Consider the following 15,983-nt stretch of genomic DNA (forward strand, 5'->3'; position numbering starts at 1 on the left):
GTGCTCGCTTTCCGCGGGGGGTGCGGTGAGCCTCCTAGCGCTTTGCGCTTTCAGGAGTCTCACCTGCCCCACTCATCCCGCAGGAGTCTCGCACCTTACGCTCCAATCAACTTATCTAAGAAGAAAGTAATATTAAAAAGCAAACATCCTAGAGCATAAAAGGAGCTGCTTCCAAAACAACTGTGCAGCATGAATCTTCAACGCAAGATTCTTAAGCTGCAGGCACGCACCTTAAACTTCAATTAATTTAAACTAGATGCTCCTGCACTTACGTCTAGATCATATGCCCCGCTTCCTCTGCTTGATGAGACTTTTACCTGATAGACTCCTGTGGTTGTCGGCTTGAAGAACGCATGATCTTGACGTTCGTTTTGCGATGAACTAACTACTGTTTTCCCGCTTGGGTCAATTAAAGATACTGTATAGTTGTGTGATGCTGGGAAGATGAACCATCCAGGGCTATAGTTTTCAGTGATAACAGTCATTGAAACCGGATATGATGTTGACGTTACATTGAGTGAGAAAGTTTGGGATCCACCTGAACTCAAACTGCCGCGCTTATAAAAATGATCAGGTAAAGCAGGGCCTGATCCACTTAAGCCGCCTGCTGTTTTAACTGCAGCATGTCCGTCTAGTCTGCCATAACCGTATTCATTATCTTTACCTGCCTTTCCAAAATCGATAGCCGTAGAGTACAAAGCATTTTTTATTTGCGGTTCTGTGATTGAAGGATTAGCATCATGCATGAGTGCAATTGTCCCTGCAGTAAAAGGGGTTGCCATACTTGTACCGCTATATGATATATATTGATTGCCTGAGTTCGCTTTTGCTGCTGTAATGTTATATCCTGGTGCAAATATATCTGGCTTCACTCTGCCGTCAGCCGTTGGACCTCTAGATGAGAAATATGCCAGATTAAATCCACCTTCACCAAGATCAGCGCCTGCTCCAACTGTGATCGCCTTATCAGCCGCTCCCGGTGATCCAATTGTAGATGAAGATGGTCCTGAATTCCCTGCTGCAACCGCTACAGCAAGTCCAGCAGCAGATGCATTGTTTACCGCTACTGAAGTCGCATCTTTTCCATCTGAACTTCCAGATGTACCAAGGCTAAGGGAAATGACCTCAATTCCGTATGTATCTTTATTTTGAACAGCCCAATCAATACCAGCTGTAACTGTACTCATGCTTCCTGACCCGTTGCTGTCCAAAACTTTTACACCGACTAAAGCTGCTCCTGGTGCAACTCCTTTGTTAGCAGGATTGGCATCCCCTTCACCCGCAACGATGCTTCCACAGTGAGTCCCGTGACCATTGTCATCATAAGGTGCAGTACGATTGTTCACTAGGTCTTTCCAGCCAATTACTTTTCCGCCATCCAGATCAACGTGTGATGCATCAATTCCAGTATCAATGACAGCTACTACACTGTCATTTTTAGTGTATGAACGCTCATTCCCATCTCTGTCACCTGTCAGTCCATAATCAGCACGTGCTTTAGCGGTACCAAACCAATTGTTTGCCGTTTCTAAATTCATTTGAACTGGCGCGTCGTATTCAACCTGTTTTACAAAAGGCAAATGCTCAAGAAGCAAAACCTGCTTTTTGGTCATGGTTGCTGCCATCCCGTTAATGACTTTGTATTCAAATGATTTTTTGAAAACACCAATCTTTGAAGACAGCTTTTCGAAAGCCTTTCCTTGTGCAAATTCTTCATTAAACTGAATAATAACGGGTACCTTTTCATCAGCACTCAGCTGCTCCAGCTTACTTTCAAGATTATCGAATAGTTTGTTTTCATTGAGATTTACCATTGCCTCTGATAGTTTTTGATCAGTTACCTGTTTCGGACTTTCTGCCATGACCGAGAAAGGTGTAAGCATAATCGTCGCCGCTAAAAATGTCGTCGTTGCAAATTTACTCTTGTTCACCCTAAAACCTCCTACTTCCTATTTAATCTGAAAATTTCGTCACTTGTTGGTGATTACTTCCATATTAAACAGAAATCGGATGAATGAGGATAAGGCATAGGGTTGATTTTTAGAGTCGGTACGATGTCGTCTTTTTTTGACAAAAAGGTATCTATTTAGTAAGTTTGTTTGGTTTATTTAACCTCTTTTATACTTCTAAAGTAGTATACGGCGCTTTTTTCTCTACGCTGAACCAAAAATCCCACTTGGAAAGAACTTGTTAGAGGAGATTTGAATAGCTGCTCCGTGAAACGAAGAGCAAGCTGCGCGGAAATGGACCTTAACGGTTTGGAACCCCTGCGCAAATATAAGTTTTTTCATTTTCTCCATGGACCAGTTGATTGGAGTGGAAGGTGTGAGACTCCTGCGGGACGAGCGGGCAGGTGAGACACTTAAGAGTGAAACGTCCGAATGTCGCTCACTGCCTGCCCCGCGGAAAGCGAAGCACCTGGAACGGAAATCAACCTCTATCAAAAAAATGAAAAGCCCGCCAAAAATGGCAGGCTTCCAAAATAACCTTAAGACCCATGCTTATAATACTCTTGTTTTGCTTCTGCCAACACACGCAGCGGCAGTTTATCTGCAAGTTTAAATGCCTCTTTTTCGTTCAGTTCAAGCGTCTTAACCAGCTTCTCTATCTTTTCCTCAGATGGAATCATTCTGCCTTTTTCAATATCGGCCATATACTGCGGCGTAATGCTTAGTCTGCGAGCTAGCTCGGATTTACTTAAGCCTTTTTGATTTCTCGACATCTCAATAAATTTTCCAAAATCACTCATTTCGTTGAACCTCCTTCTCTCTTGTTATAGAAAAGCGTGAACTGCATGATGATATAAGCAGCTAAACGGCTCGTCATATTCCGAAAATCAAGGGTTGGATCGATCTCTACAATGTCCATGCCTTTTACAGATGAATCTTGTGCGAGCCATTGAATCCCTTCAATTAATGAATCACTGTCTAATCCTCCTGGACCAATTGCTGGACAACCTGGTGCATAGGCTTGGTCCAACACGTCCATATCCAGTGAAATATATATGTTATCTGTTGTCTGTTTTAACTGGTCAACTGATTTTTGCAGCAATGAAAGAAGACCTTCTCTTTTGATATCACCCATCGTGTTTACGGTAACTCCTTGGTCTTTTGCATAATCATGATATAATCTTCCATTTGAGAAATCACGAATTCCAATCTGTATAAGCTGATTACCACTGATCACACCATTTTCAATCAGCTGGCGGAATGGTGTTCCGTTCGATGGGCCGCCATCTTCTGTATTTCGGAGATCGAAATGGGCGTCGAACTGGATGATACCTACCTTGCCTCTTGTTTCTTGAAAGGCTTTTATCGCTCCAGCGGATACCGAATGATCTCCGCCAAGGGTAATAACCATCGCATCCTTATGCTGATATTGTAGATCTTTTAACGCTGAATAAATACGTGATTGAGACTCAAACAGATCCGTCACATGCATTTCGATATCTCCAAAATCGGTAATGATGTGATCCCACATATCGATTTCTTCTTCAATGCTATAAGTAGAAAACGCATGCATCATCGTACGAATCGTTTGGGGTGATAAATGAGCGCCTGAATGAGAGATGGATGTTTTAGAGAGCGGAGCACCTGCGATTGCTACTCCTCTGACTTCCTCTCCTGCCCACGGCCGCAAAAGCTGACCGGCTTTTTTAATGCCACGATCGGTAAATGGCGCTGAGCCTGATTTACTTAGAAAGGGTATAGTTTGCATGCACATCTCCCTTTCCAACTACCAGCTTTCCTTTTTTCCAGACTTTATGCACATGGTTAACGCCATAATGATATGGAACATACTTATAGTTTGGTACATCCCATAATACGAGGTCTGCCTTTCTTCCTTCTTCTAAACTGCCAGCCACATCACCGCGTCCAATCGCAAAAGCTGCGTTAACCGTTACAGCATTCCAGATTTCTTCTGGTGTCATCTTCAGCTTCAATGCTGCCAGATTCATGATGAACTGCAGGTTTTCAGTCGGTGAACTTCCAGGGTTAAAATCGGTAGAAAGAGCAACTGCTGCACCGCTTGTGATCATGTCTCGAGCTGGTGCAAACTGATCTTTTCCTAAATAAAACGTTGTGCCTGGCAAAAGAACCGCAATCGTATCTGACTCCCCAAGCATGCGAACACCGCCACGACTCGCTCCTACTAAGTGATCTGCTGAAACAGCACCAATCTCACAAGCCATCTCAGTTCCGCCAAGCGGGTCGATCTCATCAGCATGAATCTTTACTCCAAATCCAGCTGTTTTGGCTTTTTGTAAAAACACTTTAGATTGTTCGACCGTAAATACGCCTGTCTCACAAAAAATATCTACGAACTCTGCTAAACCTTCTTTTGAAATAACACTTAGCATCGAGAGCATTTCTTCTAAAAATGCATCCGGTCTCCCCTTATAATTTTCAGGGATTGCATGCGCGCCTAAAAATGTGGACACAAGGTCAATTGGGTGCGTTTCATTCAGTTTCTTTGCCACTCTCAGCTGCTTCAGTTCTGTTTCCTTATCGAGTCCATACCCGCTTTTTGCTTCCATGGTCGTGACACCGTATGTTAAACATCTGTTTAAATGGAACAGCCCTTTTTCATAAAGAGCTTCTTCAATTGTTTCACGGGTCGCTTTAACGGTGGAATGAATTCCGCCGCCTTGCGCCAAGATTTCTAAATAAGGGACACCTTGCTGTTTTAGTGCAAGCTCATGCTCACGTGATCCCCCAAACACAAGATGTGTATGAGGGTCTACTAAGCCTGGTGATAACAATTTATCTGCTGCATCAATCGTTTCTTTTGCCTGTAGTGATTCCGCTTCTTCAGCTGTTCCAATAAAAGCGATAATGCCATCTTTTATTCCAACTGCACCGTTATCAATGATTTTAAGCTCATTCATTTCCGTTCCGCGAAGCGCTCTTCCCTTACTTTCTGGGACAACCACCTGTCCGGCCAAAATCAAAGTATCTAGCATTTTCCACACTCCTTTTTATTTCTCGATCATCGGCAGGTCAACGCCTTTTTCTTTTGCTGTTTCTATTGCTAAGTCATAGCCTGCATCAGCATGTCTTACGATCCCCATTCCAGGGTCACTTGTTAATACACGCTCTAAACGGCGTGCAGCTTCTTCTGTTCCGTCTGCCACAACGACCATTCCAGCATGAAGGGAATAACCCATCCCAACACCTCCGCCATGGTGTACAGACACCCAGCTTGCACCATTTACTGCATTAATCATCGCGTTCAAAATTGGCCAGTCTGCAACCGCATCACTGCCATCAATCATTCCTTCTGTTTCACGGTTTGGCGAAGCAACTGAACCGCAATCCAAGTGATCTCGCCCGATCACGATCGGTGCTGACAGTTCTCCAGAAGCGACCATTTCATTGATGATTTTTCCAAACTTCGCGCGCTCTCCATACCCCAGCCAGCAGATACGTGACGGAAGGCCTTGGAACTGAACTTTTTCTTGTGCCATCTTGATCCATTTGCAGAGGTGCTCGTTATCACTAAACTCTCGTAAAATCACTTCATCTGTTTTTCTGATATCTTCCGGATCTCCCGATAACGCTACCCATCTAAAAGGTCCTTTTCCTTCACAGAACAATGGACGGATAAACGCTGGAACAAATCCAGGGAAATCAAAGGCATTTTTTACTCCTTCGTCGAAAGCAACTTGTCTGATGTTGTTGCCATAATCGAAAACAACAGCACCCTTTTTTTGCATCTCTAGCATCGCCTCTACATGAATCGCCATCGATTTCTTTGACTTTTCAATGTATTGGTCCGGGTTGCGTTTACGAAGTTCTGCCCCTTCTTCCATCGTGAACCCAACTGGCAAATAACCATGCAGTGGGTCGTGCGCAGATGTCTGATCAGTAACGAGATCAGGTATCTCACCCATCTCAATCATCTTTGGTAAAAGTTCAGCTGCGTTTCCTAACAGTCCGATGGACAAAGGCTCACCTTTTGCCGCATATTCTTTAGCCATCGTTAATGCTTCTTCTAAGCTTTCAGTCTTTTTATCTAGATATCTTGTGTCCAAACGGCGCTGAATTCTTGTTTCATCTACATCTATCGCGATCACAACACCATCATTCATCGTTACAGCAAGAGGCTGCGCTCCACCCATTCCTCCAAGACCGGCAGTTAGTGTTATCGTACCTTTTAAGGATCCGTTAAAATGCTTGCGTGCCGCTTCTGCAAACGTTTCATACGTTCCTTGCAGAATGCCTTGCGTTCCAATATAGATCCAGCTTCCTGCCGTCATCTGGCCGTACATCATCAGACCTCTTCTTTCTAAATCACGGAACGTCTCCCAGTTAGCCCATGCAGGAACAAGGTTAGAGTTTGCAAGCAAAACGCGTGGTGCATCAGTATGTGACTTAAATACAGCAACTGGTTTCCCTGATTGCACAAGAAGGGTTTCATCATTTTCTAAACGTTCAAGTGTTTCAATGATCTTATGATAAGAATCCCAGTTGCGGGCTGCTTTTCCGATACCGCCATAAACAACGAGTTCATCTGGATTCTCCGCCACTTCCCCATCTAAGTTATTCATCAGCATCCGGATGGCCGCTTCTTGAACCCACCCTTTTGCCGATAATTTTGTACCTCTAGCAGCTGATATAGAATGTTTTACGTTTGACATGTAAAAATACCTCCTTTTTAATGTGCTAACTTTTGAGCTTTTGTTCCGATTAAAATTTCATTCCAAGATTGGTCAAGAATCCATGAAGCAACAGCTTCCATGTCCCTGTGAAACATACGGTCACATTGGATTGTCGGACAAACAATTCTTCCATGCTCGTAAACTTTTTTAGTTTTTGGCGCGAGTTTTTCAGGTCCCCTGAAATCTGCCGCCTGCATCGCACAGATTAATTCTACTGCCAGCACTCTTCTTGCATTTGCAATGATCTGCGCTGCATGTCTTGAAGCAATCGTCCCCATACTTACATGATCTTCCTGGTTCGCTGATGAAGGAATCGAATCAACGCTTGCAGGGTGAGCAAGCGTTTTATTTTCAGACACAAGCGATGCAGCTGCATATTGCATGATCATCGCACCAGACTCAAGTCCAGGATTGGGACTTAGAAAACCTGGCAAGTCGCTTAGCTGGGGGTTGACCATTCGCTCGATGCGGCGTTCCGAAATATTCGCCCACTCCGCTGCTGCAAGCTTCAAGAAGTCCATCGCAAAGGCGATCGGCTGACCATGAAAATTACCGCCTGAGATAATCTTGTTGCCATTATCAAAAATCAGCGGATTATCAGTTGCAGCGTTCATTTCAATCTCAAGCTTTTCTTTTACATAACCAAGTACTTGCCAAGATGCTCCGTGTACTTGTGGGATGCATCTTAATGAATACGCATCTTGCACTCTGATTTCGCCTTGCTTAGTAGTAAGCTGACTGCCTTCTAAATATGCTCTAAGACGCTCAGCCACTTCTACTTGTTCTTTATATCCTCTTGCAAGATGCACGTCTTCATCAAATGCATCTGTTATTCCTCTTAAACTTTCAGTTGTTAAAGAAGCGATGGCATCTGCCATGAGCCCGATTCGTTCAGCCTCTATATATGCTGCAATCCCCTGAGCTGTCATGGCTTGTGTTCCATTAATTAAAGCAAGGCCCTCTTTAGCCGTTAACACAACGGGTTCAATACCAGCTCTCTTTAATGCTTCTTGACCAGGAAGACGCTCTCCTTTGTAATACGCCTCTCCTTCACCTACTAAGACCAGTGCTAAATGAGAAAGTGGAGCCAGATCACCGCTCGCTCCTAGGGACCCTTGCTGCGGAACAACAGGATGGACACTCTTCTCCACTAGCTCTAACAGCCGTTCAATTACTACAGGTCGGATACCCGAAAATCCTTTTAACAGCGCATTTGCTCTTAAAATAAGCATAAGGCGACTGATTGTCTCAGGAAACGGTTCCCCAATCCCACACGCATGGCTGCGAATCAGATTGATCTGCAATGTCTCAACATCATCTCTAGAAATAAAAACATCACTAAACTTCCCAAAGCCAGTCGTGATCCCGTATACCACTTTACCTTCAGCCACAATCTCTTCAACCGCTTTCCGGCTGTCAGCAACTTTTTTCATGCTGACCGGGCAAGCTTCTACGGGTTCGTTATCATGCAGAATCCACTTGATTTCTTCCATGGAAAGTGTATTACCTGTTAATGTAATCATCTTCATCCCTCATTTTCTAAGACTCTGTTTATAATCGATTTGACTCGCGGATATATGTTAAAAACTTGCGGAATTACGACTGAAATTCGCGGGATTATCGTTAAAACTCGCGGGATTAATTCTAGATCTCGCGGAATTAATGCTTATTTTTCATTTTTTACAATCGCAAGGTCCCCGAAAGCGAGAAATCAACCACTTTCATGAGCTTTTATTACAAACAAAAAGAGCGCACCCGAAAGAAACACTTTCGAATACGCCCCCTCATCACTAGTTGCTATGGGCACTATTTAAATATGATTAATACCGAGTCCGATCGCTTCATGCTCCAATCCTTTTACAGGAGCACCGATCGTTCCGTATAAAGCGACCGCTATCCAGTCCCCTTCTTCCTTCTTTTCATAAGGATTGCCGCGGACAACAATAAACCGTAAACCGACAGTCCTAAGAACCGTTCCTAGTTGAACCTGTCCTCTAGTCACTCCATGAAATGCTTCCATGATCGCATGGTAAAGGGAATGTGTTTCGCGATAAATCCCGCTTTGAATCACCTGTTCATTTTTGGCTGCTGTTTCAATCGCAGCTACTACCTTTTGAGAATCCATCGAACCGGCTTTGCCTACGCAATACTTCCAGCCCTGTTTTTCTATTTCAGGCAGATAGCTTTCGTCTAATACACCTAACATAGCCATTTTTCCAATCAATCGCTCGTTCGATAATGCCATTTCATGAACCACTCTTTCTGCTCACGGCTAATAACTATCTCTAGTGTATGCGTTTACAATTTGTCCGTCAATTCCCTTTCAACAACTTATCACGGCACTACAGTAAAGAAAAAGACATGTATAATCTATCAATCTAGCGGTAAGAATGTAAGTAAGAATATAACGGAATGAGGGTTGTAACATGTTAAACGTACAAAAAGAAATTGCACTTGCTTCAATGTCACGAACACCGCAGTTTGAGGAAAATGCGAATGACTTTTTTATTGCTTATGACAAAGGACATAACCCTATATTGCTCTTGCCTACAACCAAAGGTTTTCTTCCAGATGGCCAACTTTATGCCATCTCATTTATAAAGAAGGAAAACAACTCCTACCAATTTACGCTCTCAGATAAAATCATGCCTTTTTCAATGGAAGAAGCTACACTCATACACGATCAGCTCGGATTCTTCTTCGGCCCTGAAAACAATATGTTAACAAGTTTTTTCAAAGGTGACATATATGGCGCGTATGTTGTTTGGGCGAAGCATATGGTTAAACAGCTGATCAACGAAACCCTGCAAAATTGGCATAACACTTCTGATGATTTCCAGCGAGAGAAACATAAAAATCGGCTAACCTTGCTGCTTCAAGCTTAAATCTCCTTTGTATAAATGCAAAAACTGCTAAGCCACTTCATCTTTACTTCAGGTGAGAGGTTTAGCAGTTTATTTATTTAAATCAAGTAGTCGGTGATGCTTGCTCGTTATTTTTTCTTTTCTTTTTTAACTGTTTTTTGAAGAACGTTGCAATAAATATGAGTGGAATATAACTGACCGCCAAGTAAAAACCGATTTTGTTCGTGTAATTATTGAGCAAATTGATTTTTAATCGAGTATCTAAGAAAATACAGGCAACTAATACAAGAGCTAATAAAACGATAAGCGTTACATGCTGACGGATGTTCAACATTAGTTTTGCTACCCGGCTCGAGGACCATATTGCAAGTGTAATATTGGGAAGGATCACAAGGCACCACATGGATACGAACACAAAGTCAAAACGCTCCACAAATGACACTTGTACGATTTTCACCATAGAAAGCGTTGCCCATATATTTCTGGCCAACTGTTCCTGACTAAAGAAAGCAAACGAGAACAGCGTAACCAGTAAATACATCATAAAGGTAAAGATATTAGCATGATGCGCAAATTTTTGAGAACGTTTTGCGTTTTTTATAAATGGATAAAAAACGAGCAGCGTCTCAAATCCGAGGTAACTGAGCATCATGTTTTTCGTTGCTGATAAATAATCTTTGAGGTTTTCATCAAATACAGGCAACAGATTAGAAAAATGAGTGAACTCTAGTGGATAAACCAACAAGAGGATTAATCCTAATGGAATGACGACTCCTAAGAAACAGATTCCTGCAACTGTTCGAAAACCTGAAGAAACGACGTAATATGTTAATAAGAGAAAGACAACAGCGATCTTCCAAGTACTTAAGGTAGGAAACATCCATACTTGTATCACTTCGATATACGTTCTTAAAACAGTAATGGACCATAATAGAAAGTAAAGTAAAAGAGCGAGATTAAACATGTTACCAAGAAGCCGGCCAAACAAAGATTTATGGATGGTCACGATATCTCCGTCACCATTGTCAAGCACATAATAGATCATCCATATAAGTATATGTACAAAAGCGGCTGCGATAATGACCGAGATCCAAGAATCATAACCAGCATATTTTGCAATGACTCTCTGATAACCTAGAACTCCAACACCAACTTGTTCAGAATGCACAAGGAAAAAGACAAGAAAGGGAGACACGAGAAAAGCTTCTTTAATTTTTTGCATGACGATTTCCCGTCCTTTCTGCTGAAATGCTTATAAATCTTGTTTTAGCATTCCCAACAGAAAAGTCTTTAACCCATAAATAGCCAAAAAAGCTAACTCATGAAAAGGGATTATCCCTTCTGAGTTAGCTTTCATTCTTTTACCCTGTAAATACTTCACCATCAGGATAACGAATATTATCTTTTGATTGTTTGGCTAGACTAAACGCCAATGTTAATGGACCTAACTTTCCGAAAACCATAACAGCACAGATGACTGCTTTTCCAATAACAGTTAGATCTGGGGTAAGCCCCATACTTAACCCTACCGTACCAAAAGCAGAAATGACTTCAAATACGATCATCATAAAAGAGGTGTCTTTCTGGACATATGTGATAATAAACAATGCTGCAAAAATAAACAAAATGGAAATGGTTGTGATAGCAAGTGCTCTATACACGACTGCATTTCTAATGGTTCGTTTCATAATAACTGTATCTTCTTTGCCTTTCAAAAATGCTGCAACAGTAAAAAGAATAACTACAAATGTTGTCAGCTTAATTCCTCCACCTGTTGAAGTACTCCCTGCTCCAACAAACATTAAAAGAATCATTAACAAAGATGTATCAGGATTTATCGCAGTCATATCGATAGAGTTAAATCCTGCTGTTCTTGGAGAAACACCTTGAAAGTAAGAAGCCCAAAATTGCTCTATACCTGAAAGCATTCCGATTGTTTTAGGATTATTAAACTCAAATAAGTAAAAAAGTAAAATAGAAATCACATTGATGATTACTGTGGAAATCAGCATGACTTTCGTATGAAGGGAAAGGGTTTTCCATCTTCGGCTTACCCACATATCAACCAACACAGTAAAACCAATCCCACCGGTAATAAACAGGAACGATATAACGAGGTTCATTGTCGGATCTCCCACATATCCCATTAACCCATCTGACCAAAGCGAGAATCCTGCGTTATTGTACGCTGATATTACGTGAAATACGCTGTAGTATATTCCTTTATAAAATCCTAAATCAGGTATAAGTCTTACCGAAAGAACAATAGTAGCAACCATTTGAATACTGATCGAAAACAAGAATAAGTTTCGTACTAACCTAATTACCCCGCCGATCGACGGTTGATTTAATGCCTCTTGCATAAGAACCCTTTGCTTAATGGATATTTTCCTGCCCATCATAATGACGACTAAGGAAGCAAAGGACATAACGCCGAGTCCTCCAACTTGAATCAAAAACAGAATTACAATTTCACCAAACAAGGTAAATGTAGATCCTGGATCAACCGTAGCAAGTCCTGTTACGGTTGCAGCAGATGTTGCGATAAAGAAGGCATCTATCCATGATAGGGCTTTTTCATGAGCAATGGGCAGCTTCAATAAACAAGTACCTACGAAAATAAGAAATAAGAACAGCAATGCTAAAAATTGAGGAGGACTCAATTTAATCGGATTGTGCAAGAATCGCTTACGATTTTTCACATGCAGTGCCAAAGCTTACACTCCTTCATCCTCGAAACGATTTAGGTCCTCATTTTTCCCAATGACAACCAGAATATCTCCATACTCTAAAGAAACATCTGCAATAGGAGAAACATGTATTTCATCTCCACGTTTAATGGCAACAATGTTACATCCATAACGCGCACGCACATCTAGATCTGTAAGCGTCTTGTTCACAAGTTTGTCCGTTACGCCAATTTCAACAATACTATGTTCATGTGATAGTTCAATGAAATCAATAATTTTTTCTGAAGAAATAAGCTGTGCAACTCTGAGTGCCATGTCACGCTCTGGGTGGATAATGCGGTCTGCACCTAGCTTTTCCAATACTTTATGATGATAATCATTCTGGGCTTTTACCCAAACTTTGTTAACGCCCGCTTCTTTTAAAAGCAAGGTAGTCAAAATACTTGCTTGAATGTCTTCTCCGATTGAAACAATAACATGGTTGAAGTTTCGAATGCCTAGAGATTTCATTACCTTTTCATCTGTTGAATTGGCTTGAACCGCTTGAGTTGCGATCGTTGCAAATTCATTTACTTTTTCCATATCATTATCAATTGCTAGGACATCGTAGCCCATAGTGGCAAATTCTCTACAAATGCTGCCCCCAAAGCGACCAAGTCCAATTACGGCAAACTGTTTTTTTTTCATTACGATTCTCCCCTTAACTACATGAAGTTTTCCTTCGTTGTCCTCTAGCCTTGCTGGTTAAGAGGTTCTGTAAATCAGTAAAAAAACGCAAAAAAAGACCACACAAAAAAGCGGGTCCGGTTTTTCACCAAATTGACCTCTCCAGTGACATGACGCTTACGGGGTTAGCTGTCGGATTAGGGATTGGAGTATCCCTTTTTGCGTAAAGCAAAATTCACCCCAAAAAATTGGTTCCCCCGTTTCACAGTAGTTTTACCATAAAAACAACTGTAAATTCAGCGATCTAAAGCCTGCTAAATTTTGAATTACATATACTGTAATCCTCCATCTTTTAAATGTCAATCCATTTTTATAGTGTTAACAAATACTTTACATTTTTCCTGAAAATTGAAGAACCAAAACTACGATTCCAACGATCCATACATAGATCGCAAACCCTTTAAGCGTGCCGGTTTGCAGAAGTTTAATCATCCATTTCACAGCAATATATCCGAAGATTGCTGATGCTAACGTACCAATCGCAAGCGCTGAAAAAGAGATCGGTGGCTGTGCACCCGTGAAAAGATCTTTTGACTGAAGAACAACCCCACCTGCAATGGATGGGATGGAGAGTAAAAATGAAAAGTACGCTGCTGCTTTTTTATCGATTTTACAAAATAACGCCGCTGCAATTGTGAGACCAGACCGGGAAACTGCCGGAAGAATAGCCGCTCCTTGAAATGTTCCGATCACTAGAGCATCGCGTATTGTAATGTCACCAATTCCTTTGTACCCGTTCCGTTTATAAGAATCAGCCCACCATAACAATAATCCTGTCAGCAAAAACTCCCATCCGACGGTTATCCCTGTTTTAGAGATTTCTTCAAAAAAACCTTTAAAAGCCAGTCCGATTATAGCAGTTGGAATCGTTCCTGCAATGAGCAGAATTCCGATTTTGCTGAACGGCCTTCTTATAACTTCTAAAATCTCTTTTCCATAGACGGTCATAACGGCAATCAGTGTACCAATATGCAGCATACTATCAAGGAATAGTCCCGCTTCCTCCAGCTGAAATACTTGCCTTCCTAAGAGCAAGTGCCCTGTCGAGCTCACAGGTAAAAATTCAGTTAAGCCTTGGACAATACCTAATATTAGGGCCTCGAGCCAATCCATAAAAAAATCCCCCTCTATAAATGGTCTCGTACAACCTATTCTATAAAGGGGTTTTCTATGCTATGTTTTCTAATAGGCGGCGAATCTCTTCGTCAGTTTCGTTTCTGCGGTACTCACGTATTAAGGATACGATCCGTTCCTCTAATCTTCACTTCCTCGACCTTCTTGCCTCTAAGAAAACATCTATCCTAATAGGCGGCGAATCTAAATTTTATAGAACGCCTGAGAACAGACGAGAAAACGACTCTTTCGTTCTTTCCCAAAGCCCTCTTTTATAAAATTCAACCGGGCGAATTTTTGTAGATTCTTCCATGTCTTCTTCGTACTGTCGAACCAAATCATTAACAGAAGACGTATTCAGCAGGAACACGTTCACTTCAAAGTTCAGATGGAAACTTCTCATATCCATATTTGCCGTACCAATCGATGCTGTATCACCATCAATAATGATTACCTTTTGATGCAAAAATCCTTTTTTATACGAATAGATCTCGATTCCTGAGCGTAAAAGTTCTGGATAATAAGAGCGGGTCGCATATTGAGTTAAGAATCCATCGTTAATTTCCGGAACCATTAACCGGACTTGAACTCCTTTTTTGGCAGCCACACGAAGAGCAGTCCGGATTGCTTCATTCGGAACGAAATATGGTGTTGCGATCCAGATGGATTTTTCCGCGCAGGAAATTAAAGAATAATAAAGATCACTCATTATCCCGAGCTGCGTATCTGGTCCGCTCGCTACAACGTGAACGGTGCCGTCTCCTTCTGCCGAGTGTGCTGCCGTAAGGTGATCATCTTCTAATAAGTCCTCACCGCATACATACTCCCAATCCATTAGAAAAATAGCATGCAGAACTTGAACAGCTTCTCCTTCCATGACCATATGCGTATCGCGCCAAAAGCCGATATCAGGATCTTCACCTAAATACTCAACACCAACATTGAGGCCTCCAACAAAACCTATTTTTCCATCAATCACAATAATTTTACGGTGATTTCGGAAGTTTAGTTTTTGGTTAAAAAATCCATAACGAACAGGTAAAAATGCTTCTACAAGAACACCAGCCTTTTTCATGCGATCAATATCATGCTGCTGAAGCGATAAGCTACCTATTCCATCATACAAAAATCTGACTTTAACACCTTCGTTTGCTTTTTTTATCAAAAGATCGATAATATCCTTCCCAAGCCGGTCGGAGCGAAAGATATAATATTGAATGTGTATATATTCCTTCGCCTCTTGTAACCGTGCAATGATCTCAGGAAACGTTTCTTGACCATTCTGTAAAATTTTCGTATCCGTGCGTCTGTTAATACGAGTAAGCGTGATGTGATGAGCATGTTTAGCGAAACATTGCTGATGCCTTTTCAAATCACTAAAATCCGGTTTCTCTTCTTGCTTAGAAACCCTGATCCACTCATCCCTGTCTTTTTTTCTTTTCGATTTAAACAGATGACCTTTTAAGTAAAGTTGCCCCGAATAAAGGTAAAACATATACCCTACAAATGGGAACAGAATCAAAACATAAATCCATAGAAGCGTGTGCTGAGCTGTTCTGTTTTCGAGCATTAACGAATAAATCGTGTACAAAATAACGGCAATGTAAAGGAGCCCGAATGCTGCTTTAATAATTACATATCCTTCTGCAAAAAAAACGATGTATAAACAGACGAGTAACAATAGTGTGAGGAAAAATTCCCATATTCGTTTCATGCACTAGCTCCTTTTTCAATCTTCTCTTTACCTCTTTTATTCCCTTACCCTTGTAAATAAAACAAAAGCACCTCTCTTTTTATACCATTTTTTCTTAGGATTTGCAGATATCATGACTGTTATGAAATAAGTACCGTTTCGATCATTCGAACGGCTCCCATGCACAGACTCCTCGATGGCACTTAATGTCGACTTTTACGAAAATACTGTCCACT

At 41.5% G+C, this 15,983-nt stretch carries 13 protein-coding genes and 1 riboswitch; of the genes, 1 reads left to right on the top strand and 12 read right to left on the bottom strand.

From position 1 onward, the window contains the following. Positions 1-242: 242 nt before the first annotated feature. From QUF49_RS16740 to hutP, 7 genes are all read right to left on the bottom strand, one after another. Positions 243-1,931, bottom strand: a complete 1,689-nt coding sequence (locus QUF49_RS16740) for a S8 family serine peptidase (RefSeq protein ID WP_289496810.1) — start codon at positions 1,929-1,931, stop codon at positions 243-245. Positions 1,932-2,488: 557 nt separating this feature from the next. Beyond that, positions 2,489-2,749, bottom strand: a complete 261-nt coding sequence (locus tag QUF49_RS16745) for a helix-turn-helix domain-containing protein (protein WP_289496811.1) — start codon at positions 2,747-2,749, stop codon at positions 2,489-2,491. Next, positions 2,746-3,717 (bottom strand): formimidoylglutamase, encoded by a 972-nt coding sequence (gene hutG / locus QUF49_RS16750; RefSeq protein ID WP_289496812.1) that lies wholly within the window; start codon positions 3,715-3,717, stop codon positions 2,746-2,748. Before hutG ends, QUF49_RS16745 begins: the two co-directional genes overlap by 4 nt. After that, positions 3,692-4,963 carry an imidazolonepropionase gene (hutI, locus tag QUF49_RS16755; RefSeq protein WP_289496813.1) on the bottom strand — a complete coding sequence of 424 codons (1,272 nt, stop codon included), beginning with the start codon at positions 4,961-4,963 and terminating at the stop codon, positions 3,692-3,694. The genes hutG and hutI overlap by 26 nt, the downstream gene beginning before the upstream one ends. A gap of 15 nt (positions 4,964-4,978) precedes the next feature. Continuing rightward, entirely contained in the window at positions 4,979-6,640 is a 1,662-nt protein-coding gene (gene hutU / locus QUF49_RS16760; protein ID WP_289496814.1) for a urocanate hydratase, read from the bottom strand. A gap of 17 nt (positions 6,641-6,657) precedes the next feature. Then, positions 6,658-8,184 (bottom strand): histidine ammonia-lyase, encoded by a 1,527-nt coding sequence (gene hutH, locus QUF49_RS16765; RefSeq protein WP_289496815.1) that lies wholly within the window; start codon positions 8,182-8,184, stop codon positions 6,658-6,660. Positions 8,185-8,471: 287 nt separating this feature from the next. Further along, positions 8,472-8,906 (bottom strand): hut operon transcriptional regulator HutP, encoded by a 435-nt coding sequence (gene hutP, locus QUF49_RS16770; RefSeq protein WP_066235971.1) that lies wholly within the window; start codon positions 8,904-8,906, stop codon positions 8,472-8,474. 181 nt (positions 8,907-9,087) lie between these two features. Here hutP and QUF49_RS16775 point away from each other — a divergent pair, with 181 nt between their 5' ends. Further along, on the top strand, positions 9,088-9,546 hold the full coding sequence (locus QUF49_RS16775; protein WP_289496816.1) for a hypothetical protein: 459 nt from the start codon (positions 9,088-9,090) through the stop codon (positions 9,544-9,546). An 82-nt stretch (positions 9,547-9,628) separates the two neighbouring features. On the opposite strand, the gene QUF49_RS16780 is transcribed toward QUF49_RS16775, so the two are convergent. From QUF49_RS16780 to cls, 5 genes are all read right to left on the bottom strand, one after another. Further along, complete coding sequence (locus QUF49_RS16780; RefSeq protein ID WP_289496818.1) at positions 9,629-10,747, bottom strand: GerAB/ArcD/ProY family transporter; 1,119 nt, start codon at positions 10,745-10,747, stop codon at positions 9,629-9,631. 139 nt (positions 10,748-10,886) lie between these two features. Further along, on the bottom strand, positions 10,887-12,239 hold the full coding sequence (locus QUF49_RS16785; RefSeq protein ID WP_289496820.1) for a TrkH family potassium uptake protein: 1,353 nt from the start codon (positions 12,237-12,239) through the stop codon (positions 10,887-10,889). A gap of 3 nt (positions 12,240-12,242) precedes the next feature. Then, positions 12,243-12,902, bottom strand: coding sequence for a potassium channel family protein (locus tag QUF49_RS16790; protein WP_066235965.1), 660 nt, complete (start codon positions 12,900-12,902; stop codon positions 12,243-12,245). A 137-nt stretch (positions 12,903-13,039) separates the two neighbouring features. Continuing rightward, positions 13,040-13,193: riboswitch (cyclic di-AMP (ydaO/yuaA leader) on the bottom strand. Between the two features lie 78 nt (positions 13,194-13,271). Continuing rightward, complete coding sequence (locus tag QUF49_RS16795; protein ID WP_289496821.1) at positions 13,272-14,054, bottom strand: undecaprenyl-diphosphate phosphatase; 783 nt, start codon at positions 14,052-14,054, stop codon at positions 13,272-13,274. Positions 14,055-14,265: 211 nt separating this feature from the next. Continuing rightward, positions 14,266-15,768 (bottom strand): cardiolipin synthase, encoded by a 1,503-nt coding sequence (gene cls, locus QUF49_RS16800; protein WP_289496822.1) that lies wholly within the window; start codon positions 15,766-15,768, stop codon positions 14,266-14,268. Between the last annotated feature and the right edge of the window lie 215 nt (positions 15,769-15,983).

The organism is Fictibacillus sp. b24 (assembly GCF_030348825.1).
Classification (GTDB): Bacteria; Bacillota; Bacilli; order Bacillales; family Fictibacillaceae; genus Fictibacillus.

Coding starts and splice junctions, on each gene's coding strand:
- QUF49_RS16745 (WP_289496811.1), bottom strand. CDS start 2,749: ATGAGTGATTTTGGAAAATTTATTGAGATGTCGAGAAATCAAAAAGGC.
- hutG (WP_289496812.1), bottom strand. CDS start 3,717: ATGCAAACTATACCCTTTCTAAGTAAATCAGGCTCAGCGCCATTTACC.
- hutI (WP_289496813.1), bottom strand. CDS start 4,963: ATGCTAGATACTTTGATTTTGGCCGGACAGGTGGTTGTCCCAGAAAGT.
- hutU (WP_289496814.1), bottom strand. CDS start 6,640: ATGTCAAACGTAAAACATTCTATATCAGCTGCTAGAGGTACAAAATTA.
- hutH (WP_289496815.1), bottom strand. CDS start 8,184: ATGATTACATTAACAGGTAATACACTTTCCATGGAAGAAATCAAGTGG.
- hutP (WP_066235971.1), bottom strand. CDS start 8,906: ATGGCATTATCGAACGAGCGATTGATTGGAAAAATGGCTATGTTAGGT.
- QUF49_RS16775 (WP_289496816.1), top strand. CDS start 9,088: ATGTTAAACGTACAAAAAGAAATTGCACTTGCTTCAATGTCACGAACA.
- QUF49_RS16780 (WP_289496818.1), bottom strand. CDS start 10,747: ATGCAAAAAATTAAAGAAGCTTTTCTCGTGTCTCCCTTTCTTGTCTTT.
- QUF49_RS16790 (WP_066235965.1), bottom strand. CDS start 12,902: ATGAAAAAAAAACAGTTTGCCGTAATTGGACTTGGTCGCTTTGGGGGC.
- QUF49_RS16795 (WP_289496821.1), bottom strand. CDS start 14,054: ATGGATTGGCTCGAGGCCCTAATATTAGGTATTGTCCAAGGCTTAACT.
- cls (WP_289496822.1), bottom strand. CDS start 15,768: ATGAAACGAATATGGGAATTTTTCCTCACACTATTGTTACTCGTCTGT.